We start from the raw sequence: 24,442 nt of genomic DNA, 5'->3' as shown, positions 1-24,442 counted from the left end.
CCTCACCCTGACCGAGGGGGAACCTCGTCAACGCGGCACAGGCGAGGTGCGGGAAAGCACTTCGGTGATCATGCGGTGACCCTCGCCTTCGTAGGCCTCGTCGCCCACATGGAACGCCCACACCGCGACTGCGACGGCCAGCCGGACACGCTGCCGGAACCAGGCATCCGGCTCGCGTGGATCCTCTCCGTATCCCTGGAGGAAGGCTCGCTCGGCCCCCGGAACCCGGAGGAATTCGCGCGCCGCAAGTCGTTCGAAGTCCTCACCCGCGGGACGTAGGGCAGTGCGACCGTAATCGATCACCTTCACCACGCCCGCGTCGTCGGACAGCCAGTTCCGGGCCTGCCAGTCGCCGTGCGTGGGCACCAGGACGGCCGTCGGGGTCGGCCAGCCCTCGATCATCGAGCGCAGCCGCCCGGCGACGTCCGGGCCTATCCGGTGCGGTGCCGCCAGCCACCGCAGCGTCTTCACGTTCGCGGCTCGTTCGTAGCCGTCGTCCACGACCCGTTCCTGGCGATGGAACTGGGCGAGGAGCGCGCCGGCCTGTTCGTACACGGCGAGGGAGGACGAGGTGGCCGTGCCCTGGATCAGCCGCCCGGTGAGATACTCGGTCACCACGAGTTTTGTCGCCCGGTCGGCGTACACCATCCGTGCGGCGCGGCCTTGCCGAACCCACGGAGCCGTCCATCGCTCGTGTGCACTGATCTCGCGAGCGATGTGGCCGTCCGGAGTACCGCCGGCCTTCACGACGAGCCGCCCTTCGTCGGTATCGACCGCGAGGACGGTGGTCGATACCAGGCCCCAGCTCATGTCGTCGACGACGACGGTGCGGCCGAACCGTTGCGTCAGCAGGTCACGTTGCTGGCTGGTGAGCCGCTCCAGGGCATCCGGCATGCGGGCACTTTACCGATCTTTCGGCTCCGACTGCTCTTGCCCGATCGGTCAGCCTGCCAGCGACCGCGCGATCACCAGCCGCTGAATCTGGTTGGTGCCTTCGAAGATCTGGGTGATCTTCGCGTCGCGCATGAAGCGCTCGACGGGGAAGTCGCGCGTGTAGCCGTAGCCACCGAGCACCTGGACGGCGTCGGTCGTGACCTTCATCGCGGCGTCGGTGGCCACCAGCTTCGCCACCGAGGCCTGCCTCGAATAGGAAAGTCCCGCGTCCTTGCGGCGTGCCGCGTCGAGATAGGTCGCGCGCGCCGAGTCGACCGCGGCAGCCATATCGGCGAGGACGAATCCGAGTCCCTGATGGTCGATGATGCGCTTGCCGAATGCCTGCCGTTCCTTGGCGTAGGCCGTCGCCTCGTCGAGCGCGGCCTGCGCCAGACCCGTCGCGACGGCGGCGATGCCGAGGCGCCCGGAATCCAGCGCGCTGAACGCGATCGGCAGTCCCTGTCCTTCGGCGCCGATACGGCGCTCGGCGGGGACGAAGGCGTCGTCGTAGTGGGCCGAGGTGGTGGGAATCGCGTGCAGGCCCATCTTCTCCTCCGGCTTACCGAAGGACAGGCCCTCGGTGCCGGCGGGCACGAGGAAGCACGAGATGCCCTTGCTGCCGGTATCGGCGGTGCGGGCGAACAGGGTGTAGAAGTCGGCCTTGCCGCCGTTGGTGATCCATGCCTTCGATCCCGTGATGCGGTATCCGCCCTCGACGGGCTTCGCGCGGCACGCGAGCGCGGCGGCATCGGAACCGGCCTGTGGTTCGGACAGGCTGTACGCGCCGATGGTGTTGCCGCCCAGCATCTCCGGCAGCCACTTGTTCTTCTGCTCGTCGGTGCCGTGGGTTGCCAGCGCGAAGCACGACAGCCCGTGCACACTCACCGCGACCGCCACCGCGGCCCAGCGGGCACCGAGTTCCTCGAGTACCTGCAGGTACACCTCGTAGGGCTGGTCGCCGCCGCCGAACTCCTCGGGATACGGCAGGCTCAGCAGCCCGGCGGCGCCGAGTGCGGGGAACACGCCTTCGGGGAAGGTCTCGTTTCGCTCGTGTTCGTCGACGCGCGGCGCGAGTACCTTGTCGGCGACCTCGCGGGTGAGGTCGATCAGGTCGTAGGCCTCGCGGGTGGGCAGCAGACGCTCGACGGGCACGGTGGTTCCTCCTGGAAGGCTGGGGACCAAGAATAGTACTGAGGACGATACTGCAGTACTGTTCTCGGTATGGCAAGAGTCGGTAGCCGGCGACCCACCGCCCGGCAGGCGCAACTGTTCGACGAACTGGTCGCGTTGTTCCTCGCAGAAGGATTCGCCCACCTGACGCTCGACGACATCGCAACGCGCCTGCACTGCTCGAAATCGACGCTGTACGCACTCGCGGAGAACAAGGACCGGCTCGTGTACGCGGCCACCGTGCACTTCTTCAGAAGGGCCGCCGAGCGCGTGGAGGCCGACGTCGCACAGGCGGCCGACGCACAAGCGCGCATCGGCGCGTATCTCGAAGCCGTGGGACGCGAACTCGAACCGGCTTCCTCCCGATTCATGGAAGACATCGCGCACACACCGGTCGCCCGCGAGGTGTACGAGCGCAACACGCGGTTCGCCGCCGACCGTATCCGCCAGCTCATCTCCGAGGGTGTCGGCGCGGGAGAGCTGCGGGAGGTCCACACGGCCTTCGTCGCCGACGTGGTCGCATCGATCATGGTTCGCATCCAGCAGCGGCAGGTGGCCGCCGCGACCGGACTCGAGGACGCACGCGCCTACCGCGAACTCGCCGCGCTGCTCGCACACGGACTGTCCGCAGCACCCCACCTACGATCGACTCCATGACCACGGCATCGCAGACGGCCTCACAGCGCGACCCGATCCGTCTCGAGATCATCGTCGCGAGCGTCCGCGCCGGCCGCATCGCCCCGACGGTCGCCGGCTGGTTCGCAGCAACCGCACGCCGGCGCACCGAATTCGACGTCGGTGTCCTCGACCTCGCCGAGACCCCGCTTCCGCAGGACCTCTCGGGCGGTCCGGATGCCGAGGCATTCGCTCGTCGTGTCGGGGCGGCGGACGCCTTCGTGATCGTGACCTCCGAGTACAACCACGGCTATCCCGCCGCCCTGAAGACCGCGATCGACACCGTCAAGCACGAATGGCGCACCAAGCCGGTCGGATTCGTCTCCTACGGCGGACTCTCGGGCGGACTGCGCGCGGTCGAGCAACTGCGGCAGGTCGTCGTCGAGGTGCACATGGTGCCGGTGCGTCAGTCGGTGAGCTTCCACCGCGTCAAGCACGCCTTCGCACCGGACGGAACCACCACCGACGAGGCCGCGATCGACGGCGCTCAGCGCATGCTCGACCAGATCGCCTGGTGGGCACGTACCGTCCGCGGGGGGCGCGCCCACGACCGGTATCCGGGCTGATCCGGCGAAGGTCAGTGAACCGGCGTCCGTGCGGTGTCGTCCCCGGGATCCGGCATGCGGGCCCGCCCGAGACAGGTGGTCTCCGCCGCGATCGTCACGAGAGTGAGCGGCGTGCGTTCGTCACCTGCCGTGATCACGATGCGATCTCCGGAGGCGCCGGGCTGCAGGAGTGACACCGTGGGCTTCTCGCGCGGCCATCGGTCCGGATGGTCGTGTACATGGATCACGGTCGCATGCGGCATCGACGAGGTCGGCGGGACACCGTCGTAGACGACGGTGTCGAAATCGCGGTCGCCCGCGTACTCGCCGGCGAGACGCAGGCGGTCGGGCCCGGCCGCGCACCCGACCAGACCGCGCCAGGCACCGGGACGGTCGGTGTGCAGCAGCACTCGCGCTCCGACCGCGACGGCACGGAACACGACCTGCTGCGCCACATACAACTCGCCCGCGAGATAGACCGCGCGGACGCCGGGGCCGGTGAGTCGTACGGTGACGGCGCGCCCGGCATCGTCCGATCCGACGAGTTGCCCGCAACCGCCGGCCGGTAACGCCAGGGCGTCGAGTTCCTCGGCGGACGAGTCGCGCAGCGGAACGTGCTCTTCCAGGTATGGGACGGCGAGTGGCAGCGCAGCCGTGAGGAGTTCGTCGTGACGTCCGTACGCCGGGAGCAGCCCCGCGACGGCCGGGCTGTCGGATCCCCGCGTGGTGAACCGTGCCAGCGCTCCTACCCGAACCGAATCGCGGTCTCCCGGCCGCAGCCGGATCACCAGCGTCGATGCCAATGTCGGATGGGTCCAGACCGCCGTCGTGTGGCACCGGTCGATCCGTCGGGGATCGAACGCTCCACCGCTGTCGTATGCCGAGGAGAGCACGATGTGCCGACGCGTTCGTTCCCAATCGGCGGCAGGCACCCCGTGCGAGATCTGCAGCGCTGCCTGCTCGACTTCGCTCGCGGTGAGCAGTCGCGCGGCGTACCCACTGTCGCCGAGGATACGAAGCACCCGCCGCGCTGCCGCGACGATCGTGCGGGCCGCACCATCGGTACCGCCACCTCTGCGGGCCGCAGCACCCGCACAGGAGAGGGCGTCGAGACGGAGTACCACGCGGACCGTTCTTTCGGCGGCGGCAGGGAGAGGACCCAGCAACTGCGCGTAGGCCTGTCCGGCAGTTGTCGAGTCCCGAACCCGGCCTCCGTGCACCACGATGTCGATCCCGTCGAGGACGACGTCGTGCCGGTGCAGGCAGCCGGCGATCGCACCGAGGGGAAGTGTTCGGCCGGAATCCTCGCTGTCGCGGCCGAGTCTGGTGATCGCGCCGACCGGCGGAACCAGTTCGAGCACGACGGTCGCGTACGGGCCGTCCCATCGGACGCCGACCGGAGCCTCCGGACCACCTCGGAAGTCCCGGACGACGCCGGACACGGGCACGGCATCCGGCCGACGAGGCAGGACGACCGCGATCCATCGGGTCACGTCGCGTCCACCGATCGGCGTCAGACACAGAACGGCGATGGGTACCGCGATCGCACAAGCCACCCACAGAGAGGCACCGAGAGCTGCCGCGGCTGCCCATACGACGACGCCCACGCACTGTGCGGCCGACAACCGCGCGGCGGTGCGGATTCTCATCTCACCCGACACGGTGCAGACTCGGGCATCACCGGATGCAGGCACGGTCCGTTGCATGAATCCCCCCGTACGACCGGCGATCGTGCGGACGCGGTGCCGGCTTCCCCCTCCGCCGCGCGGCGCGCGTGCTGTGAGCGCCCAGCAGGACTGTACTGTGTTGCGCCAGAGAGCGTGCCGTACGGGGGGAGATCGATGGCAGCGCAACCGACCACGCGATGGCAGGTCAGTGGGTACCGATTCCTCGCGCGGCGCATGGATCATGCGCTGGTGCGGGGCGACGTGCGAATGATCCACGATCCCATGCGTTCCCAGTCTCGGGCCTTCGTCGTCGGGGTGGTCGTCGCGTGTGTCGTGCTGGGCGGCTGTGCGGCTCTGGCGTTGTTCCGGCCGCAGGATCGGATCGGTGACGCCGTCGTCGTCGTCGGGCGGGAGTCCGGTGCGCTCTACGTCGCGATCGATTCGACCTTCCACCCGGTTCTCAACCTGGCGTCCGCCCGCCTGATCCTGGGGTCTCCGGCCGATCCCGCCGTGGTGGCGGACGAGGAACTGTCGAAACACCCGCGTGGCCCGCTCGTGGGTATCCCCGGCGCGCCGTCCTCCCTGGCCTTCGACACGGAGGAGGCACCGTGGACGGTGTGTGACATCGCCGACCCGAACGGACTGCACTCCTCGACCACCGCCGTACTGGCGGGCGTACCCGATCACCGCGCGGGATCGGTGCTCGCACACGACGAAGCGCTCCTGATCGCGGCCGACGGCAGGTATCACCTGCTCTACGACGGCAAACGTGCCGAGATCGACCCCAGCGACCGGTCTGTCCTGCGTCTGCTCGGCATCGACCTCTCCCGTGCACGCCACGTGGGTCCCGGACTGCTCGCCGCGGTGCCGGAAGCGCCGCAACTGACAGCACCTCACATCGCCGGAGCGGGAAACGCTCCCGTGGTGCCGATTCCGGGTACGCGGGTCGGTTCGGTCGTCGCGGTGTCCGAACCCGACGGGCAGAGTTTCCACGTGGTGCTGGAGAACGGCGTGCAGGAGGTGTCGCGGGCGACCGCCCACCTCATCCACTTCTCGGATTCCCAAGGAGTCACCGAGATTCCGGTGGTGCCACCCGACGTGCTCGCCGCTGTGCCGACGGTGCACGAACTCGAGGTCGACACCTTCCCCGAGGTCGTCCCGAAGATCGTCGACCCGGGGGAGATGCCGGTGGCGTGCTCCACCTGGCAGCCTTCGTCGGGAGAGGACGGCAGACACCGATCGTCGCTGAGTCTGTCCGCGGGTACTGTCCTGCCCGCCGGGCAGGACGCCGTGCCGGTGACACCGGCGCAGGCAGACGGCCCGGGTCCACGGGCCGACGCGATCCACATACCGCCCGGGCGCGGCCGGTATGTGCAGGCCACTTCGCTGACGTCGGGCACCGATCGCGTCGGACCGTTGTTCTTCGTCGCGGACACCGGCGTCCGATACGGCATCACCGACGGGGACGCTTCCGCGGCACTCGGCCTCACGAGCCCGCCTGCCCGGGTCCCGTGGCCGGTCCTGCAGCTACTGGCTCCCGGGCCTGCGCTCGGCAGGGAACAAGCGTTGCTCGCGCACGACGGCGTCACCCCTGCTCCGGGCGCGGTTGCGGTGAGCGCAGGTAACTGACGGCTCGGGAATGCGGACGAGCCGTGCGCCGCACGGGGGCGGTGAGGACGAGAGCGAGGACGGTCGCGACGCCCACAGCCGTCGCCGCGAGCAGTGCGATGTTGCGTGGCCGATGATCCGGCGCCGGGAGAGGAGTCGGCTCGTCGACGGGTACCGGCACCGGTGCCCCGCGTTCGGCGGTGAGCGGAGCGGTGACGGCTGCGAGCGGATCGATCACCCCGTGCCCCACCAGCGGGTTCCACCCTTCGGCAGGGGAATGGGCGGTGCGCTCGATCCGTGCCGCCACTTCCCGGGCGGACAAGTGTGGGTGCCGGGAACGCACCAGCGCGACGGTGGCCGTGACGAGCGGCGCGGCGAAACTCGTGCCGGACAACGGCCTGCCACCCTGGGGGCCCGGAACAAGATCGGCCAGGCCGTCGGTACCGGGATTCAGTGAGACGAGAGCGCTGCCGGGCGCAGCGACGTCGACCCACGGACCGGGAAGGCTGTAGCCGGCCGGGGTGCCGTCGTCCTCGACCGCGCCTACGGTGAGGACGTACTCGTCGTACCAGGCGGGAGACGCGAGGGTGACGACCGAATCCCACGGGTCCGCATGGGGATCGACCGGATCCACGGCAGGCGGATTGCCCTCGCGGCAGCTGTCGGTGTTTCCCGCCGCGGCGACGACGACCGCATCGTGCACCTCTGTCGCGTACTGCACCGCCGCGCCGAGCGGTCCGTCGGCGAGGCCCTCGGAGACGGACCGGCAGGCGACCTCCGAGATGTTGACGACGGTGGCTCCGAGATCCACGGCGCGACGGACCGCCGCAGCGAGGGTTCGCACGTCGCCGTACCCAGAAGCGTTGCGTGCGGCCTCGTCGTGCGAGCGGGACCGGTCGGCGAAATGGGCGCTGGACTGGCGGATCGCGATCACCTCCACGTCGGGAGCGCCACCGGCGAAGCCCGATCCGGCTACCGGACGCGCCGCGATCAGTCCCGCTACGAGGGTGCCGTGCGCGTCGCAGTCCTCGGTGCCGTCTCCTGTCGACACGTAGTCGCCACCAGGAATCGGGGGAGGCAGCCGCGGATGCGGGTGGACTCCGGTGTCGATGACAGCGACGACCTGCCCGGCACCGCGGGTCATCGGCCAGACGGACGCGAAGTCGAGGATCTGCTGCGCGCGTGGGATCTGCGGTCCGTCGAGCGCCTCCGGGAGTTGCGCGCACCGCACCCGCAGTTCGGTGGCGTCGGGGGGTGCGGCCGTTCCTCCAGCGGGCAACAGCGCGGAATCCGGCACAGGCGGTGCAGCGGCCGCGACACCCGAGGTCACGGACGCCACCAGTGCAGTGACGAGCAGGACCGGAAGCCGGCGTGGCAGCACCGTCACAGTCCGCGGACTGCCGCGTACACGCCGGCGACCCAGCACGCCAGCGGCACGACGGTCGCAACGGTCGCGTACTCGGTGATCTCGGCAATTCGCCGCTGCACCGGCGTGAACGTCCGTTTCGGTGCGGCCACACCGAAAAGGAAGCCGGCGCATGCGAGACAGGCCGCGGATGCGAACACCGCCCACGGCGGCAGCATTCCGCTCGCGGCGGCAACCACGAGCAATCCGATCAGGAGCACGGCCCCACCGGCTACCAGAGGTGTCGCCTGTGCACTCGCGGTGTACGTACGCCCCCGGAAGAGCAGCACGACTGCCGCCGCTACGGCCAAGGCGACTCCGGGGGTGAAGTTCTCTCCGCCCCAGGGGAATGCAGCGCACCACGCTCCGCCCGTCATGAGAACGACCACGGCGTGGACGATTCCGGTGAGGAAGCTTCGGGCCTGCTCGGCGCGGTGTTCGAGCTCCGCGGGTGACGGCAGTGCCGGCGTGGCTCCGTCGTCGGTCGATTCCGGTTCCAGCGGAGCACCCGGAGCGGGGACCGGGGGGATCGGAAGCCTCGCAAGCATCCCCGCGAGGCGCGGTGCGCACCCGGCGAGCAACAGTGCGGCGACCACCGTTCCGGCGCCGAGGGCACGGGCGTCGAGATCGGTGGTGGACGCGAGGGCGGCCGTCACGACGACCCCGGTCGCGATCGTGGCGACCGCCGTGCACGCCGCGAGTCCCGTCCGGGTCACCCGGACCGCGATCATCGCGACAGCTCCGGTGAGGGTTGCGGCGAGAACGAGACGGGGAGCGGGTGAGCCCCCAGGGACGAGCAGCGCACCGGCGGTGAAGGCAAGCGGGAACGCGCACCACAGCAGCGCCGTCGCGGTGTGCCGATCACCGTGGAGCCTCGAGAGGATGCCGGCAGCGAGCAGGAGCAGCATCGGCAGCGCCGCACACAGTGCACCGGTGACGAGACGAACCGCACCGTCGGGGAGGAACAGCAACGGCGCGCATCCCACGGTGAGAGCCGCCGGACCCAGGAATGCCGCGATGAGGGCCGACGGACCTGCGCCCCACGGCGTCGCAGTTCGATCCGAGGCCGCGACGCTGTACATGACATCGTCGAACAACGGTGGAGGGGCGGGGGATCCTGCATCCTCCAGGACGAGGATCTCACCGTCGCGGACCCCGTGCTCGTCGAGGCTCAGCGCGCCGGAGAGCGGAGCCCGGCCGATCCGTGCGAGCCCCCAACTGTCGGGCTGTGTGCGTTCCGGCGTCGTGTCGAACTCGTTGTCCTGCCGGTGTCCCGCCACGAGATCGACGATGCCGGGCAGCAGCAGCGCCACCGGAACATCGAGGGGCAGTGCGAGGTCGACCTCGGTGTGGCGGGCGAGCACCGTGATCCGGCACAGCTCGGGGGCTTCCACCCGGCCCGCAGTCTCGGTTCGCGTACGCACAGATGTCATCGGCTTCGGTCCCCCCGTCGCTGCCGTCCGAACGACGCAGACCATACGACATGCTTCCGACCGCTGTCCCGCTCGAGTTCCGTCGCCGGGTCACAGGACGAACAGGGGTGGGGATGGTGGGTCCAGTGGGTTAGTCTTCCTCGACCGTAGGGCCGTAGGGGGCGGCCGGCGGCGTTCCGGGGGTGGGCGAGCGTGAGTACCGTACGTTTCGTGCGCAGAGCGCGGTGGGAGGCGCCGCGCACACCCAGTGGCGAGGTGAGTGTTCAACCGCCGCCGGACATTCCCCGTGCCACACCCGGCAACATGGTGACGAAACTGCTCCCGCTCGTGATGGTTGCGGCGATGATCGGGATGGTCGCGCTGATGTTCGCCACCGGCGCCGCACGCAGTCCCATGGCGATGATCTTTCCGCTCATGATGGTCGTCTCCGTGGTGGGCATGCTCGCCAACGGCGGACGTGGCGGCGGGACGAAAACGGCCGAGACCGACGAGGACCGCAAAGACTACCTGCGATATCTCGATCAGCTCAGGCGTGAGGTCACCGAGACGGCGCACGAACAGCGCCGGGCGCTCGAATGGACGCACCCGGATCCGGTCGTGCTGTGGACCCTCGTCGGCACGGTCCGGATGTGGGAGCGCCGCACCACGGATCCGGACTTCGGCCATGTCAGGATCGGGCGCGGCGATCAGCGACTCGCGACCCGTCTCGTTCCTCCGGAAACAGGGCCGGTGGAGGATCTCGAACCTGTCGCCGCGGTCTCGTTGCGCAGGTTCGTGCGTGCTCACTCGGTGGTGCCGGCCCTGCCCACAGCCGTGTCGCTGAGAGGTTTCGCGGCGATCGGGATCGAGGGCGATCGTGCGGGCGCGCGCTCGCTGGTGCGGGCGTTGCTCGCCCAGGCATGCACCTTCCACGGACCCGACACACTGCAGGTCGCCGTCGTGTGCGGACCGGATACCGCGACGGAGTGGGAGTGGGTCAAGTGGCTGCCGCACGCGCAGAACGCGGTGCTGTGTGACGGTGCGGGTAGTGCACGCACGGTGTTCGGTTCCCTGCTCGAACTCGAGACCGAGCTGGCGACCGTACTGGCCGGTCGCAGCAGGTTCGTGCGGAACGCCCCCGCTGCGGAAGGTGCGGTGCACCTCGTCGTGGTCGTCGACGGCGGGGTCGTCGGCTCGGGCTCGGGCGTACTCGACGAGGGTCTCGACGCCGTGACGGTTCTCGACCTGTCGGGTCATGCCGGGCGCCTGACCGCGACGCGCGGCCTGCGACTGGTGCTCGACGAGGGACGCGTGGGAGTCGCGACCGGCACGACTGTCGACGTCTTCGCCGAGGCCGACGGAATCGACGTGGCTCAGGCACAGACCCTGGCGCGTCGTTCGGCGCCTTATCGGGTGACGAGCGGCGCGATGGACGAGGCCGACGGTGACGACCGGCCGTCGAGCTGGCAGGAGCTGCTCGGGCTCGGCGATGTGGCCCTGTTCGATCCGGAGCGGGCGTGGGCGCCGCGGCGGGGGCGGGACCGCCTGCGCGTCCCCGTCGGCATCGGCATCGACGGCGCCCCTGTGGAGCTCGATCTGAAGGAGGCCGCCGAGAACGGCATGGGACCACACGGATTGTGCATCGGCGCAACCGGTTCGGGAAAGAGTGAGTTTCTTCGGACACTCGTCCTGGGGCTCGTCGCGACCCATCCGCCCGAGGCGCTCAATCTGGTCCTGGTGGACTTCAAAGGTGGAGCGACCTTCCTCGGCCTCGAGCAGATCGCCCACGTCGCGGCGGTGATCACCAATCTGGCGGACGAGATCGCGATGGTCGATCGCATGAAGGATGCGCTCGAAGGCGAGATGAATCGTCGACAGGAACTGCTCAGGACCTCGGGAAACTTCGCCAACGTCGGCGACTACGAGAAGGCCAGGGCGGCCGGAGCGCAACTCGACCCTTTGCCCGCGTTGTTCATCGTCGTGGACGAGTTCTCCGAACTGCTGGCGCAGCAGCCCGAATTCGCGGAGCTCTTCGCAGCCATCGGCCGTCTGGGGCGGTCCTTGCACATGCACCTGTTGCTGGCGAGCCAGCGACTCGACGAGGGCCGGCTTCGCGGTCTCGACAGTCACCTGTCGTACCGCGTCGGACTGAAGACCTTCTCCGCCAACGAATCGCGCAGCGTACTCGGTGTGCCGGATGCCTACCATCTGCCGTCGACTCCGGGTGCGGGATATCTCCGGACCGACTCCGCCGACATCCAGCGGTTCTCCGCGGCCTATGTCTCCGGCACGTACGAACCCGGCCGTCCCGCGCGTCGCACTCGTTCGGCGGCGCCGAGCGGCACGTCCGTGCCCCGTGTGTTCACGGCCCGACCGGTGGTCGTCGAGACCGCGCCGTCCGCGCCGCCCCCGGATCCGGATCCGGACCCCGCCCCGAGCGACGGGAGAACAGTGCTCGAGGTGATCGTCGACCGGATCCGGGGGCATGGGAGACCGGCGCACGAGGTGTGGTTACCTCCGCTCGACGAATCGCCTTCGCTCGACGAACTCCTGCCCCGATCGGTGCTCACCGGCGACGTACAGCGCCACGCCGCGCTGCGCACCGCGATCGGCATCGTCGACCGGCCGTTCGATCAACGGCGCGACCCGCTCGTGGTCGACCTGTCGGGAGCGGCAGGCAACGTCGTGGTCGTCGGCGGACCGCAATCCGGAAAGTCCACTCTGCTACGTACTCTCGTGCTGTCGATGGCACTCACCCATACCGCCGAGCAGGTGCAGTTCTACTGCCTGGATTTCGGTGGGGGCACGTTGTCCGGTCTGGCCGGGCTGCCGCACGTCGGCTCCGTCGCAGGACGGCACGACCCTGATCGGGTGCGGCGCACCGTCGCCGAGATGATCTCCCTGCTCCGCCGTCGCGAACGGTCGTTCGCCGAGAACGGCCTCGAATCCATGGCGCAACTGCGAAGGATGCGCGCCACCGCATCCGCGGTCCTCGCCGACGATCCGTTCGGCGACGTCTTCCTTCTCGTCGACGGATGGCCCAGCATCCGGCAGGACTTCGAGGCGCTCGAGCAGACGATCGGGATCCTGGCCGCGCAGGGGCTGTCCTTCGGTATCCACGTGATCCTCAGTGCGCCGCGCTGGGGCGATGTACGGCCGGCCATGCGCGACCTGTTGGGCACGAGAATCGAGTTGCGACTGGGTGATCCGTCCGACTCGGAGTACGGACGCAAGAGAGCGGCGACGGTTCCGGAGGGGCGTCCCGGGCGAGGCATCGACCGCAACGGACTACACGTTCTGGGAGCACTGCCGAGAGTCGACGGACGCTCCGACGTGACGGATCTCGCGGTAGGGATGGCCTCCGCGGTCGAGGCCGTCCGGCTGGCCACCCCCGGAACGGAGGCACCGCCGGTGCGCATGCTGCCCGCGCGCATCGACCGGACAGATCTCCTCGCTGCGCTGCCCCCCACCGGCCGGCCCGTTCCGGGTGACGCTTCTCTTCCGGCACGGATCTCCGTCCCGATCGGCATCGACGAATCCGAACTCGAACCCGTGTCGGTGGATTTCGCAGAGAGCCCGCACCTGCTGGTCTTCGGCGATTCGGGATGCGGAAAGACGACCCTGCTCCGAGGGCTCTGCCGTGGACTGACCGAATCGGGCAGTGGGGCACAGGTTCGCATCATCATCGGCGACTACCGCCGGACCATGCTCGGCGTCGTCGGTGGAGATCATCTGGGTGGCTACGCGCCGTCGGCGACGGTGCTCTCGGCCATGGTGCGGGAACTCGCCGGAATCTGCGAGCGTCGGCTGCCGGGTCCGGAGACGACACAGCAGCAACTGCGCGACCGATCGTGGTGGACCGGACCCGAGGTGTTCGTCGTGGTCGACGACTACGACATGGTCGCGACCTCGGGGCAGAACCCCCTGCTGCCGCTGCTCGATTACCTTCCGCAGGGGCGGGACATCGGACTGCACCTGATCGTCGCCCGGCGCTCCGGCGGAGCCGGGCGAGCGCTGTACGAACCTGTCCTCGCCCGGCTACGGGAGCTGTCGAGCCCGGGACTGATCATGAGCGGTAGCCGAGACGAAGGAGCACTCGTCGGCGCGGTCAGACCGTCGCCGATGCCGCCGGGTCGCGGCACTTTCGTGCGACGTGCGGGCACCTCACTCGTCCAGACGGCGTGGTCGCCGGAGCAGTGATGAACACTCGGGACGACGGGACGCATGCGGTGGTGGCGGTCGTGCTGGCACCCGGCTCCGTTCACATCGGCTGGGCCGGAATCGCTCGCGCTGCGCCGGCCTTCACCGCGGAGACCCCGGACGGCCGGGTGTACGGGGAGCCCGCCCGCGATGCTCCGGAAGCGCTCGACGTCACGGCAGCGGCGGATGCGGCCGTACTCGGGACGGAGCCGGAAGTCGGGGCACTGCTGAGCGGACTGGTCGCCTACGCCGTGGCCGCCGCGGGCGCACCGGCCGGAGGTGCGGCGTGCGGAGTGCATCCGACCTGGTGGAACGAGCGCCGGCGAGATCTCTTCCGTACCGCGGTACGGCAGGTCGCGTGTGATGCGATCCTGCTTCCGGTGGCCGTCGCGGCCGGGCGCGCCGCGGAGACCGCCCCGCACGAGCGGTGCGTAGTACTCGAATTCGCCGGCCGGGGCGTCGCTGCGGTGGTCGTCGGTTCGTCCGGGGCCGAGGAGGTCACCGTCGAGCGCGTCGCGCGCGATCCGGACCTGGCGCTGCACGACCCGGATGCCGGGGCACGGCTGGAGAACCTGCTGACGTCGGTGGCCGGCGGGGCGGGGCCCGAGGTCGTGATGGTGACGGGCGGGCCGGGCGAACCCGCGGGTGTCGAATCGCTCGCGCTCCTCGTCGATCTCGTGGGTGCGGGTCGTCGGGTCGTGCCTGTGGCGGCGTCGGAGATGCTTGCCGCGGTGACGGGGCTGCAGAGAGCACCCGCCGAAGGCGAACCGTCGTCGCGTGTCTCGCCTGCCGCCGGTCCGGCGATCGAGGACTCCGATCGGATGCTGCCGTGGCTGACCGAGGTGCGCACGCGTCCGGGGTCTGCTCGTGCCGAGTGGGACGGCAGGAAGCGCACGCTGCTCGTCGTCGCCGCGACGACTCTCGTCCTGCTCGCGGGCGCGGCCTTGTCGTGGCCACTGCTCGGGGACGGCCGATCGGACAGGGAATCGAGCAATGCGTCCGAAGTTGTTGCAGAACAGGAGCTCCCCGTCTCCCCTACACCGAGCAGCGGTTCTCGTCCCGTGCCGTCGCAGCGGTTCGACATCGGCCCGGTGCGACTCGAACTGCCCGAGGGTTGGCGCATCCGCGATCCGGCAACCGCGCAGTCCGGTCGAGCGGAGTTGATACCCGCCGGAGGTGCCGACCGCCGAATCGTCCTCGTGTACCGCGAGCTGGGCGAAGGAGTCGACGAGCGATCCGTCGCATCCGCACTCGCGGCACGAGCAGCCGAACGCGCACCGGTGATCCGCGATCTCGACACCGACACGACCTTCGCCGATCGCAAGGTCGTGGCGTACAACGAGGTTCCCGAGGACTTCTCGGTGGTGCGGTGGTCGGTGCTGGTCTTTCCCGGTCTCCAGGTCTCGTTGGGATGCCAGTACCTCGACGGGGAATGGAGCCGCATCCGCAGTGAGTGCGAGCAGGCCGTTCATACCCTCCGGATCGGCTGACGGGAAAGTCCGCAAATTCCGGGGAACTGCGGAACCGATGCCGGACAGGATGCGTCCAACCAGGTGTCAGGAGCGAAGACCGGCTCGCGGGCGAGCCGGGTGAGCCACGGACGAACGAAGGAGTACGCCGTTGACCCAACCCACCGGTAGTTCCGGTCACCTCACCACCGACGTGGCGACGATGGAGGTCGTCGCGGGACAACTTCAGGAATCCCGCGCCGAACTCGACGCGATCCTCGGGCGCCTGACGGGTGTGGTGCAGTCCGCCCCGTCGGTCTGGCGAAGTCGTTCCGCGGAACAGTTCGCCGGAATCATGGAGCGCTGGAACGTCAACCACACCAAGCTGTCGACCGCGCTGGACGAGCTCGCCGAGGCGGTACGTACCAGCGGGCGGTCGTACGCCGCAGCCGAGGAGCACCACGCCCGGTCTCTGTCGTCGATCGACCCCGATTCCGGTTCGGTGCTCAACGGCTCGTTCACCTGATCGCCGGTTTCCCCGGCACACATCCGAGAACAAGGGAGAACGATCCGTGTCCGAGATCTACCAGAACTTCGCCGGTGTCGCCGACCTGCACGCCCAGCTCGTCGCCGGCCAGAAAGCGATCGAGGCCACCCTCGACCGCATCGAGGGGCAGGTGGCGCCCCTCGTCGCCGGCTGGGACAGCGAGGCGAAGAACCGATATGCCGCCACGCAGGCCCGCTGGAACGAGGCCGAGGCCGGCCTCCTTCAGGTGCTGCACGACATCGGTCGTGTCGTGTCGACCGGCAACGACAACATGCAGGAGGTCGAGAGGCTGAATCAGCAGCGCTTCCCGGGCTGAGATCCGGATCCGGTGCCGTCACGTCCCGGTGGTGGAGAGGCCGCCGGGACGTGGTGCGTCTCCGGGTGGGGGCGTGGGGTCGCTTTGACCCTTCCGGCGTCCGGCCGGTAGAGTATCCACTCGGCGTGTCGCACGCCGTCGTGCCCTGTGGCGCGACGGACATCTCTCCCGGGTCTCAACTGGCCGCCGGGCGTGACCATCGGCGGCATGCAGGCCAGCAGCGAAACGATAGACGAGGAAGATCTGTGTCTACGTACACACCGAAGGCCGGCGACGTGACCCATCAGTGGCACGTCATCGACGCCACCGACGTGGTGCTCGGCCGCCTCGCGGTGCAGGCGGCCAACCTGCTCCGCGGCAAGCACAAGCCCACATTCGCGCCGCATGTCGACGGTGGTGACTTCGTCGTCATCATCAACGCCGACAAGGTTGCCGTCTCCGGCAACAAGCGGACCGACAAGTTCCTCTACAGCCACTCCGGGCACCCGGGCGGTCTGCGGGCTCGTTCGGTCGGCGAGGTTCTCGACAAGAACCCCGACCGCCTCGTGGAGAAGGCCGTCACCGGCATGCTCCCGAAGAACAAGCTCGGTCGCGCCATCGCGAAGAAGCTGAAGGTCTACGCGGGCCCGAACCACCCCCACGCCGCGCAGCAGCCGGTGCCGTTCGAGATCAAGCAGGTGGCACAGTGACGACGCCCGAGGAACAGAACGTGACGAACCCCGAAGAGTACGTCGAGAACGTCGAGGTCGCTGCGGACGAGTACGTCGAGGACGTCGTCGAGGCACCTGCCGCCGCTCCTGTCGTGTTCGACCGTCCGGTCCAGACCGTCGGTCGCCGTAAGGAGGCCGTCGTCCGCGTCCGCCTCGTGCCCGGCACCGGCAACTTCACGCTCAACGGCCGCACCATCGAGGATTACTTCCCGAACAAGGTGCACCAGCAGCTCGTGAAGTCGCCCCTGGTGACCGTCGAGCGGACCGAGTCGTTCGACATCCACGCACGCCTGCACGGCGGCGGCCCGTCCGGTCAGGCCGGCGCGCTGCGTCTCGCCATCGCGCGTGCCCTCACCGAGGTCACCCCCGAGGACCGTCCCGCGCTCAAGCGTGCCGGCTTCCTCACGCGTGACCCGCGTGCTGTCGAGCGTAAGAAGTACGGCCTGAAGAAGGCCCGCAAGGCATCGCAGTACTCCAAGCGCTGATATGCCGCCGACGCTGATTCCATCAGAGTCGGCACCTGTTCCACCACGAGAGCAGGCGTCGGTAGACATCTCCTACCGGCGCCTGCTTTCGTGCATCTCGTCCTCTATCGACACTCGCGGCGGGGGCCGCACACGACTGGGAGGCTGTGTAGATGGGTCGGTTGTTCGGCACCGACGGAGTGCGGGGCTTGGCGAATGCCGAGCTCACACCGGAACTGGCGATGCGCCTCGCGGGTGCCGCAGCAGCGGTCCTCGCCCCACAGGGTGCCGGGCGGCGAGCGGTCGCGGTCGTGGGTCGCGATCCGCGCGCGAGCGGGGAGATGCTCGAGGCGGCCGTGACAGCCGGGCTCACCGCAGCCGGCGTCGACGTGCTCTCGGTCGGTGTGCTGCCCACCCCGGCGGTCGCCTATCTCACGGGTGACTACGACGCCGACCTCGGAGTGATGATCTCCGCGTCGCACAATCCCATGCCGGACAACGGCATCAAGATCTTCGCGGCCGGCGGGCACAAGCTCGACGACGAGGCCGAGGATCGGATCGAAGCGGTGCTGCACGGCGACGCCGAGCCGGCTGCGCGCCCGACCGGCGCGGGTATCGGCCGGGTACGCGCCGTGTTGGACGCGCTCGATCGCTATCTGGCGCACCTCGCGACGGCCGTGAAACACCCTCTCACCGGAACGACCGTGGTGGTCGATTGTGCGCACGGCGCCGCCTCGCAGGCCGCGCCTGCCGCCTACGCTGCCGCAGGCGCGACGGTGATCGCGATCAGCGCCGAACCGGACGGCCTGAACATCAACGACGGTTGCGGGTCCACGCACCTGTCGGTGCTGCGGCAGGCCGTGGTCGAGCACGGAGCCGACCTCGGCATCGCGCACGACGGCGACGCCGACCGCTGTCTCGCCGTCGACGCGACCGGCGCGGTGGTCGACGGTGACGCGATCATGGCGATTCTCGCCCTGAGCATGCGGGAAGCCGGTGAACTTCCCCAGAACACCCTCGTCGCCACGGTGATGAGCAATCTCGGCCTGCACCTCGCGATGCGTGCCGCCGGGATCGCGGTGCGCACCGTCGGCGTGGGCGACCGCTACGTGCTCGAGGAACTCCGGCGCGGTGGTTACGGCCTCGGCGGCGAGCAGTCGGGCCACATCGTCCTCCCGGCACACGGCACGACCGGCGACGGTGTGCTCACCGGTCTCCGATTGATGGAGCGGCTCGCGACGACGGGGCTTCCGCTCGCGAAACTCGCCTCCGTGATGACTTCACTTCCGCAGGTGCTCGTGAACGTTCCGGTCCACGACAAGGCCGCCGTTGCGAAAGATCCGGCGGTGGCGGCCGCGGTCGCCGACGCCGAGAGCGAGCTGGGGGAGACCGGCCGGGTACTGCTGCGCCCTTCGGGCACCGAACAACTCGTGCGGGTCATGGTCGAGGCCGCCGACGACGATCACGCTCGCGCGGTCGCCGCCCGTCTCGCGGACGTCGTCGCCGCCGTGTAATTTCCGGCCCCTTCGTTTCCGGCCGGACGGAACCGGACCACCGGTCACTGCGTCCTAACCCATCGAGAAGGGTTCATCGGGACGGGGGGAACGGACATGGAAGCACCACACGGCACGATCCGGTTCGACGGCGACGAGGTGTGCACGGTCGCGGCACGTCTGTCGGAGTCCGCGGAGGACTCCGACGCCGAGATCCGCCGCGCCTTCGGCGGTCTCGACTTCGACGGGTCCGGCGCCGGATCGGCGCACGAATCGACCGGTGCCACCGTCGAGGCCGGATACCGCCGATTGCGCGCCGCGTGCGAGGCGTGGGTCGCGGCGACGCAGGCGCACGCGGATGCACTGCAGGTCGCTGCCGACCGCTATCGGCGGCAGGATCACGAAACCGCAGCGGCGCTCTCGGCTGAGGCGGCGCTGTCCGACCCCGACGATCGGCGATCCGGGCAGCTGTGAGAATCCCTCCGGGCGAGGCGAGCAGCATCCTCGACGAGGGCACCGCCGGATTGGTTCGTCTCACCGAGCATCTACCGCTCCTGCACGCTCTCGGATATGCGAGCGGCATCACCGTCGCCGACGTGCGCGCACGCTATGACGAGCACCGTGCGTTGTCTCTGTCCGCCCTCACCGACGACGCGGCCGTCTCGCGCGGGCTCGCGCAAACGATGGGCCGTCGGGTCGACGACCAGCGTCGTCTCCTGCTGCGACTCGACGAGGCGTGGGACGGATCGGCCGGTGAGGGTGCGCGCGCAGATCTGGCTGCCACGATCACCTCCGGTGCCGGGCTGTGCACGTCGCTGAGAGATCTTGCGGCCGCCTTGGAGAAGGCCGCTACCGATATCGCCGGCGCCTTACGTGAAAAGGCTCGCGTGACAGGCGATCTCGCGGATGTGACGGTGGACGGACGCACAACGGACGAGATCGCCACGATTGTCGAGGGAGCGAGGGGCGGACCGCACGGACCGACCCCGGAGGAAGCGGCGCGTTGGTTCGGCGAGGCGACCGACCCCGCCGTGCAGTGCCGGAGATGGGTCGCGGAGCGACTGGTTCCGACCGTTCTGGGCACGCTCGACGATCTGTTCCGGGCGTGTGAGGAGGCAGGTCGGCGGGTCGCGGAAGCGCTGACCGACCTGACGAAGGAGACCGGACGCGCCGTCGAGAGTGCAGAGGCGGCTGTCGGCGTGTCCGGGGCCGGGGCGAGCACCGGTCTTTCGGCCGAGCCGCTGCGCGAGGAGCGACCTCCGCAGGACGGGCCGGCGACCTCGGAACGAAGCGATCACGGCGCCGCAGCGCCGCTTCCCGCTTCCCGGTCCGCCGAAAGGAAACGAGAGCACGCAGCCGGACCCGTTGCGGATTCCGGGAACGACGCGCGGGAGGAGCACGAGGAGAGCGGTGACGGCGTGGTGCTCGCCGAAGCCGGGCCATTGTGACGCGGCCCCTCGGACGACGAGACCCGGAGCTCGAAGGAAGCTCAGCGTCCGAGGAGCAGATTGACCTGCGTGCCGAAATCGCGGTCGATGGTCTCGGGATCGGAGATCACCGTGGAGCCGGGCAGTTCGGTGGTGGGATCGGAGAACATCGCATAGGTCTTGTCCCCGGTCAGGCGGTGCAGCAGAAACCCGGTGAGCAGCGCCCGGGTGCGTTCCTGCGTGCGGCGCTCGGCGCCGCCCACGCCGAGGGCGCCGAGCAGCCGGCGGCCTTCGGCGAGTCCTGCGTCGTCGGCCTTGTCGACGACTCGGAGCTGCAGGTCGTCGCTGCCCCACGCCTGCGCCACCGCGACCGCGTCGCTCGTCAGCGAACCGATGCTCTTCTCGCCCACGAGGACGAGACCGGGCGCCCGCAGGCGGGCGGCTGCCTCGGATGCGGCAGGAGAGACGGGCGAGGGATAGAGCGGAGCGACCGCCGCGACCTCGCGGCGCGCGGCGGCGAGAACCGCCGCGCCCGCACCCGAGCCGTGGCCCACCAGCGCGAGCTTCGAGGGATGCACACTGATCCGCCCGGTGCCCAGACGTACACCGGTGCAGATGTCGAGAGTGGTGAGCAGATCGGTCGACAACCCGACCGCCGACGGCATCGGCCCTCGCTCGGTGTTCGGCGCCCCCACCACGATTCCCCAGGACGCAAGATGCTCGAACAATTTCGTGTACTTGGCGACCCCGGTGAGCCAGCCGTGCCCGAACGCGACCGCAGGCAGGTCGAAACCCTCCGCGGGGGTGTACACGACACCGGGTTGACCGGCGAGCGCCAGATCGCCGCGCAGTACCGTATGAGGGCCGCGCCGAGAGAGTTCCTGAGCCAGTTTCTTGGGGTTCGCCGCCACGGCGTGAACGTTAGCGGATGGTGCCGCCGCCCGTGGTGGCGTGTACCGGACGGGCGTGCCTCCGTGCCGGCGCAGGCCTCACCGGTGTGTTGTTCCCGGACGGGGGTCGACCAGTACCCTGCTAGTCATGTGCGGAATCGTGGGGTATGTCGGGCACCGCCGTGCTCTCGACGTCGTGGTGGAGGCGCTGCGACGGATGGAGTACCGGGGTTACGACTCGGCGGGGATCGCCATTGCGGACGGACAGGGTTCTCAGGCCGTCGAGCGGAAGGCGGGACGGCTGGCCAACCTGGAGGCCGAACTCGACGAGATCGGTGAGGAGCACTTCGCCGGTACCACGGGGATGGGGCACACTCGCTGGGCCACCCACGGTCGTCCCACCGACCGCAACGCGCATCCGCACCGCGACGCGACCGGCAAGGTGGCGGTGGTGCACAACGGCATCATCGAGAACTTCGCGCCGCTGCGGGCGGAACTCGAGAAATCGGGTGTGGAGCTGGCCAGCGATACCGACACCGAGGTCGCGGTGCACCTGGTCGCCCGCGCCTACGAGGAGGGGCCGACCGCAGGGGACTTCGTGGACAGTGTCCGCAGTGTGTTGCGCCGCCTGCAAGGTGCATTCACGCTGGTCTTCGCGCACGCCGACCATCCGGACACGATCGTGGCGGCGCGCCGGTCGACCCCGCTGGTCGTCGGGGTCGGCGACGGGGAGATGTTCGTCGCCTCGGATGTCGCGGCGTTCATCGAGTTCACCCGGGATGCGGTCGAGCTCGGTCAGGACCAGGTCGTGGTGATCACGAAGGATTCCTACGAGGTCAGCGACTTCGAGGGCAACACGGATGTGGTCACGCGCCCGTTCACCATCGACTGGGATCTCGCTGCCGCCGAGAAGGGTGGCCACGACTACTTCATGCTCAAGGAGATCGAGGAGCAGCCGGCGGCGGTCGCCGACACCCTGCGCGGCCATTTCGTCGACGGGTGCATCGTGCTCGACGAGCAGCGCCTGTCGGATCAGGAACTGCGCGACATCGACAAGGTGTTCGTCGTCGCCTGCGGAAGCTCGTATCACTCGGGTCTGGTGGCCAAGTACGCGATCGAACACTGGACGCGGCTGCCCGTGGAGGTCGAGCTGGCCTCGGAATTCCGCTACCGCGATCCCGTGCTCGACCGGTCGACGCTGGTGGTGGCGATCTCGCAGTCGGGGGAGACCGCCGACACGCTCGAGGCGGTGCGGCACGCCAAGGACCAGAAGGCCCGAGTACTGGCGGTGTGCAACACCAACGGCGCGCAGATCCCGCGGGAGGCCGATGCGGTGCTCTACACCCGCACCGGTCCGGAGATCGGGGTGGCGTCGACGAAGGCGTTCCTGGCGCAGATGGCCGCGAACCTTCTGGTGGGTCTGGCATTGGCGCAGGCCCGCGGCACGAAGTATCCGGACGAGGTGGCCCGCGAGTACAACGATCTGGCGGCGATGCCGGAGAAGATCGCCGAGCTGCTGACGGGGATGGACCCGGTGCGGGCGCTGGCGCGGGAACTGTCGGCGTCGCCGGCGGTGCTGTTCCTGGGCCGGCATGTGGGGTACCCGGTGGCGCTGGAAGGCGCACTCAAGCTCAAGGAACTGGCGTACATGCACGCCGAGGGCTTCGCAGCCGGTGAGCTCAAGCACGGCCCCATCGCGCTGATCGAGGACGGGCTGCCGGTCATCGTGGTCATGCCCTCGCCGAAGGGTCGCGCCGTGCTGCACAGCAAACTGCTGAGCAACATCCGCGAGATCCAGGCTCGCGGCGCGGTCACCGTCGTCATCGCCGAGGAGGGTGACGAGACGGTCCGTCCCTTCGCCGATCACCTCATCGAGATCCCCTCCTCGCCCTCGCTGCTGCAACCGTTGCTCTCGACGGTGCCGTTGCAGGTCTTCGCTGCGGAGGTCGCGCAGGCCCGCGGCTACGACGTCGACAAGCCCCGTAACCTCGCCAAGTCGGTCACCGTGGAATAGCGGCCCCGGCCGCCGTCTGCAGGAGGGACGATGCGCAGTTGTCACCCCGTCGAGGTGGTCCGCGCGGCGGAGGCCCCGCTGCTGGCGTCCCTCCCCGAAGGAACGCTCATGCGGCGAGCGGCCTACGGACTCGCGCGGATCGTCGCCACCGAGTTGCGGGAACGCACCGGTGGTCTCGTCGGGCGCCGGGTGAGTCTGCTCGTCGGGTCGGGTGACAACGGTGGCGACGCCCTGTGGGCGGGAGCCTTCCTGCGCCGCCGTGGGGTGGATGTCACGGCGCTTCTGCTCGAACCCGACCGGGCGCACCCCGCCGGTGTGCGAGCACTTCGGCGCGCCGGTGGGAGAGTCGTACCGGCAACGCGCGACCACCTCGGCGATCCCGACCTCGTACTGGACGGGATCGTGGGCATCTCCGGGCGAGGTCCGCTGCGCCCGCTCGCGGCGGACCTGGTCGAGGCGATCTCCGCGCCGATCGTCGCTGTCGACACACCCAGCGGTGTCGACCCCGACACGGGTGCGATCGACGGACCGGCGGTGACGGCTGCGGTGACCGTCACCTTCGGGGCGTACAAACCCGTGCACGCTCTCGCCCCGGCGAGTTGTGGGCGGGTCGAACTCGTCGACATCGGGCTCGTTCTCCCCGAAGCGCGGCTGGTTGCGGCCGAACCGGCCGAGATCGGCGCCATCTGGCCGGTGCCGGGTGCGGATGACGACAAGTACAGCCAGGGCGTGGTGGGCATCCGCGCCGGAAGCGCGAGATATCCCGGCGCCGGCGTGCTGTGCACGGGAGCTGCCGTGGCCGCCACCTCGGGCATGGTCCGGTATATCGGCTCCGGTGCCCCCGAAGTGCTCGCCCGTTTCCCCGAGGTCGTGACGTCGGCTTCGGTGGCCGAGACCGGCCGGGTGCAGGCGTGGGTCGTGGGCCCGGGCGCCGGTACCGACGATGTGGCATGCGCGACACTGCGCGACATCCTCGCCACCGACCTCCCGGTGCTGGTGGATGCGGACGGACTCACGCTCGTCGCTCGGGAGCCCGGCCTCGTGCAAGGGCGGTCCGCGCCCACACTGCTCACTCCGCACGCGGGGGAGTTCGCACGTCTGACCGGGCGGCGACCCGAACCGGACAGAGCGGCGGCGGTACGTGCTCTCGCGGCCGATTGGGGTGTGCATGTGCTGCTCAAGGGCCGTGCGACGCTCGTGGCCCGCCCGGACGGCTATGTCTTCGTCAACGATGCGGGTGGGTCGTGGGCGTCGACGGCCGGTGCGGGTGACGTGCTGGCCGGGATCATCGGTTCCTTGCTGTCATCGGGAATGCCGGTGGATCTGGCCGCAGCGGCCGGGGCGCGTGCACATGCGCTCGCCGCGAATCTCGCGGCCCACGGGTCGACCTCTCCCGCAGCGGCACCGGTCTCGGCGAGCGGGATCCTGTCCCATATCGGCGACGCGATTCGCCTGCTGCGCACTCATATTGCCGGATCGTGACGTGGCACACGGGGACGCGACGGCGGCGCCCGCGGG

The 24,442-nt window shown here is 69.6% G+C and carries 20 protein-coding genes; 14 read left to right on the top strand and 6 right to left on the bottom strand.

All coding sequences use genetic code 11. The annotated features are described in order from the left end of the window. Window positions 1-27 precede the first annotated feature (27 nt). Window positions 28-894, bottom strand: a complete 867-nt coding sequence (locus tag ABZ789_RS14060; RefSeq protein WP_358424603.1) for an aminoglycoside phosphotransferase family protein — start codon at window positions 892-894, stop codon at window positions 28-30. Window positions 895-942: 48 nt separating this feature from the next. After that, the gene (locus tag ABZ789_RS14055) at window positions 943-2,085 is read right to left on the bottom strand and encodes an acyl-CoA dehydrogenase family protein (protein WP_358424601.1); all 1,143 of its coding nucleotides are present in this window, start codon (window positions 2,083-2,085) and stop codon (window positions 943-945) included. A 69-nt stretch (window positions 2,086-2,154) separates the two neighbouring features. On the opposite strand from ABZ789_RS14055, the gene ABZ789_RS14050 reads away from it, so the two are divergent. Together ABZ789_RS14050 and ABZ789_RS14045 are read left to right on the top strand one after the other, a co-directional pair. After that, the gene (locus ABZ789_RS14050) at window positions 2,155-2,760 is read left to right on the top strand and encodes a TetR/AcrR family transcriptional regulator (RefSeq protein WP_358424599.1); all 606 of its coding nucleotides are present in this window, start codon (window positions 2,155-2,157) and stop codon (window positions 2,758-2,760) included. Then, on the top strand, window positions 2,757-3,344 hold the full coding sequence (locus tag ABZ789_RS14045) for an NAD(P)H-dependent oxidoreductase (protein ID WP_358424597.1): 588 nt from the start codon (window positions 2,757-2,759) through the stop codon (window positions 3,342-3,344). Before ABZ789_RS14050 ends, ABZ789_RS14045 begins: the two co-directional genes overlap by 4 nt. 11 nt (window positions 3,345-3,355) lie before the next feature. Here the strand turns inward: ABZ789_RS14045 and eccE are convergent, their stop codons facing one another. Further along, on the bottom strand, window positions 3,356-4,972 hold the full coding sequence (eccE, locus tag ABZ789_RS14040) for a type VII secretion protein EccE (RefSeq protein WP_358424596.1): 1,617 nt from the start codon (window positions 4,970-4,972) through the stop codon (window positions 3,356-3,358). 192 nt (window positions 4,973-5,164) lie between these two features. Between eccE and eccB the strand changes: the two genes are divergently transcribed. Then, entirely contained in the window at window positions 5,165-6,619 is a 1,455-nt protein-coding gene (eccB, locus tag ABZ789_RS14035; protein ID WP_358424594.1) for a type VII secretion protein EccB, read from the top strand. Here eccB and mycP read toward each other — a convergent pair. Both mycP and eccD read right to left on the bottom strand, forming a co-directional pair. Next, on the bottom strand, window positions 6,576-7,976 hold the full coding sequence (gene mycP, locus ABZ789_RS14030) for a type VII secretion-associated serine protease mycosin (RefSeq protein ID WP_358424668.1): 1,401 nt from the start codon (window positions 7,974-7,976) through the stop codon (window positions 6,576-6,578). The genes eccB and mycP overlap by 44 nt on opposite strands. A 5-nt stretch (window positions 7,977-7,981) precedes the next feature. Next, window positions 7,982-9,436, bottom strand: coding sequence for a type VII secretion integral membrane protein EccD (gene eccD, locus ABZ789_RS14025; protein WP_358424592.1), 1,455 nt, complete (start codon window positions 9,434-9,436; stop codon window positions 7,982-7,984). 192 nt (window positions 9,437-9,628) lie between these two features. Between eccD and eccCa the strand changes: the two genes are divergently transcribed. The 9 genes from eccCa (at window position 9,629) to ABZ789_RS13980 (ending at window position 20,041) form a co-directional block, all read left to right on the top strand. Next, the gene (gene eccCa / locus ABZ789_RS14020) at window positions 9,629-13,615 is read left to right on the top strand and encodes a type VII secretion protein EccCa (protein ID WP_358424590.1); all 3,987 of its coding nucleotides are present in this window, start codon (window positions 9,629-9,631) and stop codon (window positions 13,613-13,615) included. Beyond that, complete coding sequence (locus ABZ789_RS14015; protein WP_358424588.1) at window positions 13,615-15,105, top strand: type VII secretion-associated protein; 1,491 nt, start codon at window positions 13,615-13,617, stop codon at window positions 15,103-15,105. Before eccCa ends, ABZ789_RS14015 begins: the two co-directional genes overlap by 1 nt. A gap of 130 nt (window positions 15,106-15,235) precedes the next feature. Then, window positions 15,236-15,589 carry a WXG100 family type VII secretion target gene (locus ABZ789_RS14010; RefSeq protein ID WP_358424586.1) on the top strand — a complete coding sequence of 118 codons (354 nt, stop codon included), beginning with the start codon at window positions 15,236-15,238 and terminating at the stop codon, window positions 15,587-15,589. Window positions 15,590-15,635: 46 nt separating this feature from the next. After that, window positions 15,636-15,926 (top strand): WXG100 family type VII secretion target, encoded by a 291-nt coding sequence (locus ABZ789_RS14005; RefSeq protein WP_358424584.1) that lies wholly within the window; start codon window positions 15,636-15,638, stop codon window positions 15,924-15,926. Window positions 15,927-16,171: 245 nt separating this feature from the next. Then, complete coding sequence (rplM, locus tag ABZ789_RS14000; protein WP_241386063.1) at window positions 16,172-16,615, top strand: 50S ribosomal protein L13; 444 nt, start codon at window positions 16,172-16,174, stop codon at window positions 16,613-16,615. After that, the gene (rpsI, locus tag ABZ789_RS13995; protein ID WP_358424582.1) at window positions 16,612-17,121 is read left to right on the top strand and encodes a 30S ribosomal protein S9; all 510 of its coding nucleotides are present in this window, start codon (window positions 16,612-16,614) and stop codon (window positions 17,119-17,121) included. The genes rplM and rpsI overlap by 4 nt, the downstream gene beginning before the upstream one ends. A gap of 152 nt (window positions 17,122-17,273) precedes the next feature. Beyond that, the gene (gene glmM / locus ABZ789_RS13990) at window positions 17,274-18,614 is read left to right on the top strand and encodes a phosphoglucosamine mutase (protein ID WP_358424580.1); all 1,341 of its coding nucleotides are present in this window, start codon (window positions 17,274-17,276) and stop codon (window positions 18,612-18,614) included. A gap of 96 nt (window positions 18,615-18,710) precedes the next feature. Then, on the top strand, window positions 18,711-19,067 hold the full coding sequence (locus ABZ789_RS13985; protein WP_358424578.1) for a type VII secretion target: 357 nt from the start codon (window positions 18,711-18,713) through the stop codon (window positions 19,065-19,067). Next, complete coding sequence (locus ABZ789_RS13980) at window positions 19,064-20,041, top strand: hypothetical protein (RefSeq protein ID WP_358424576.1); 978 nt, start codon at window positions 19,064-19,066, stop codon at window positions 20,039-20,041. The genes ABZ789_RS13985 and ABZ789_RS13980 overlap by 4 nt, the downstream gene beginning before the upstream one ends. 41 nt (window positions 20,042-20,082) lie before the next feature. Here the strand turns inward: ABZ789_RS13980 and ABZ789_RS13975 are convergent, their stop codons facing one another. Further along, window positions 20,083-20,931 carry a hypothetical protein gene (locus ABZ789_RS13975; RefSeq protein ID WP_358424574.1) on the bottom strand — a complete coding sequence of 283 codons (849 nt, stop codon included), beginning with the start codon at window positions 20,929-20,931 and terminating at the stop codon, window positions 20,083-20,085. 127 nt (window positions 20,932-21,058) lie between these two features. Between ABZ789_RS13975 and glmS the strand changes: the two genes are divergently transcribed. Both glmS and ABZ789_RS13965 read left to right on the top strand, forming a co-directional pair. After that, entirely contained in the window at window positions 21,059-22,924 is a 1,866-nt protein-coding gene (glmS, locus tag ABZ789_RS13970) for a glutamine--fructose-6-phosphate transaminase (isomerizing) (RefSeq protein ID WP_358424572.1), read from the top strand. Window positions 22,925-22,954: 30 nt separating this feature from the next. Next, window positions 22,955-24,406 (top strand): NAD(P)H-hydrate epimerase, encoded by a 1,452-nt coding sequence (locus tag ABZ789_RS13965; RefSeq protein WP_358424570.1) that lies wholly within the window; start codon window positions 22,955-22,957, stop codon window positions 24,404-24,406. Window positions 24,407-24,442: the final 36 nt, after the last annotated feature.

Origin of the sequence: Rhodococcus sp. NPDC047139, from assembly GCF_040643435.1 — a bacterium.
Lineage (GTDB): Bacteria > Actinomycetota > Actinomycetes > Mycobacteriales > Mycobacteriaceae > Rhodococcus.
Note: the sequence above shows the minus strand (reverse complement) of the source record. Positions and strands in the feature narration are given on the sequence as shown.

Bases quoted from the DNA above. Each gene is read 5' to 3' on its own strand.
- ABZ789_RS14060 (WP_358424603.1), bottom strand. From the start codon at position 894: ATGCCGGATGCCCTGGAGCGGCTCACCAGCCAGCAACGTGACCTGCTG.
- ABZ789_RS14050 (WP_358424599.1), top strand. From the start codon at position 2,155: ATGGCAAGAGTCGGTAGCCGGCGACCCACCGCCCGGCAGGCGCAACTG.
- ABZ789_RS14045 (WP_358424597.1), top strand. From the start codon at position 2,757: ATGACCACGGCATCGCAGACGGCCTCACAGCGCGACCCGATCCGTCTC.
- eccE (WP_358424596.1), bottom strand. From the start codon at position 4,972: ATGAGAATCCGCACCGCCGCGCGGTTGTCGGCCGCACAGTGCGTGGGC.
- eccB (WP_358424594.1), top strand. From the start codon at position 5,165: ATGGCAGCGCAACCGACCACGCGATGGCAGGTCAGTGGGTACCGATTC.
- eccD (WP_358424592.1), bottom strand. From the start codon at position 9,436: ATGACATCTGTGCGTACGCGAACCGAGACTGCGGGCCGGGTGGAAGCC.
- ABZ789_RS14015 (WP_358424588.1), top strand. From the start codon at position 13,615: ATGAACACTCGGGACGACGGGACGCATGCGGTGGTGGCGGTCGTGCTG.
- glmM (WP_358424580.1), top strand. From the start codon at position 17,274: ATGGGTCGGTTGTTCGGCACCGACGGAGTGCGGGGCTTGGCGAATGCC.
- ABZ789_RS13985 (WP_358424578.1), top strand. From the start codon at position 18,711: ATGGAAGCACCACACGGCACGATCCGGTTCGACGGCGACGAGGTGTGC.
- glmS (WP_358424572.1), top strand. From the start codon at position 21,059: ATGTGCGGAATCGTGGGGTATGTCGGGCACCGCCGTGCTCTCGACGTC.
- ABZ789_RS13965 (WP_358424570.1), top strand. From the start codon at position 22,955: ATGCGCAGTTGTCACCCCGTCGAGGTGGTCCGCGCGGCGGAGGCCCCG.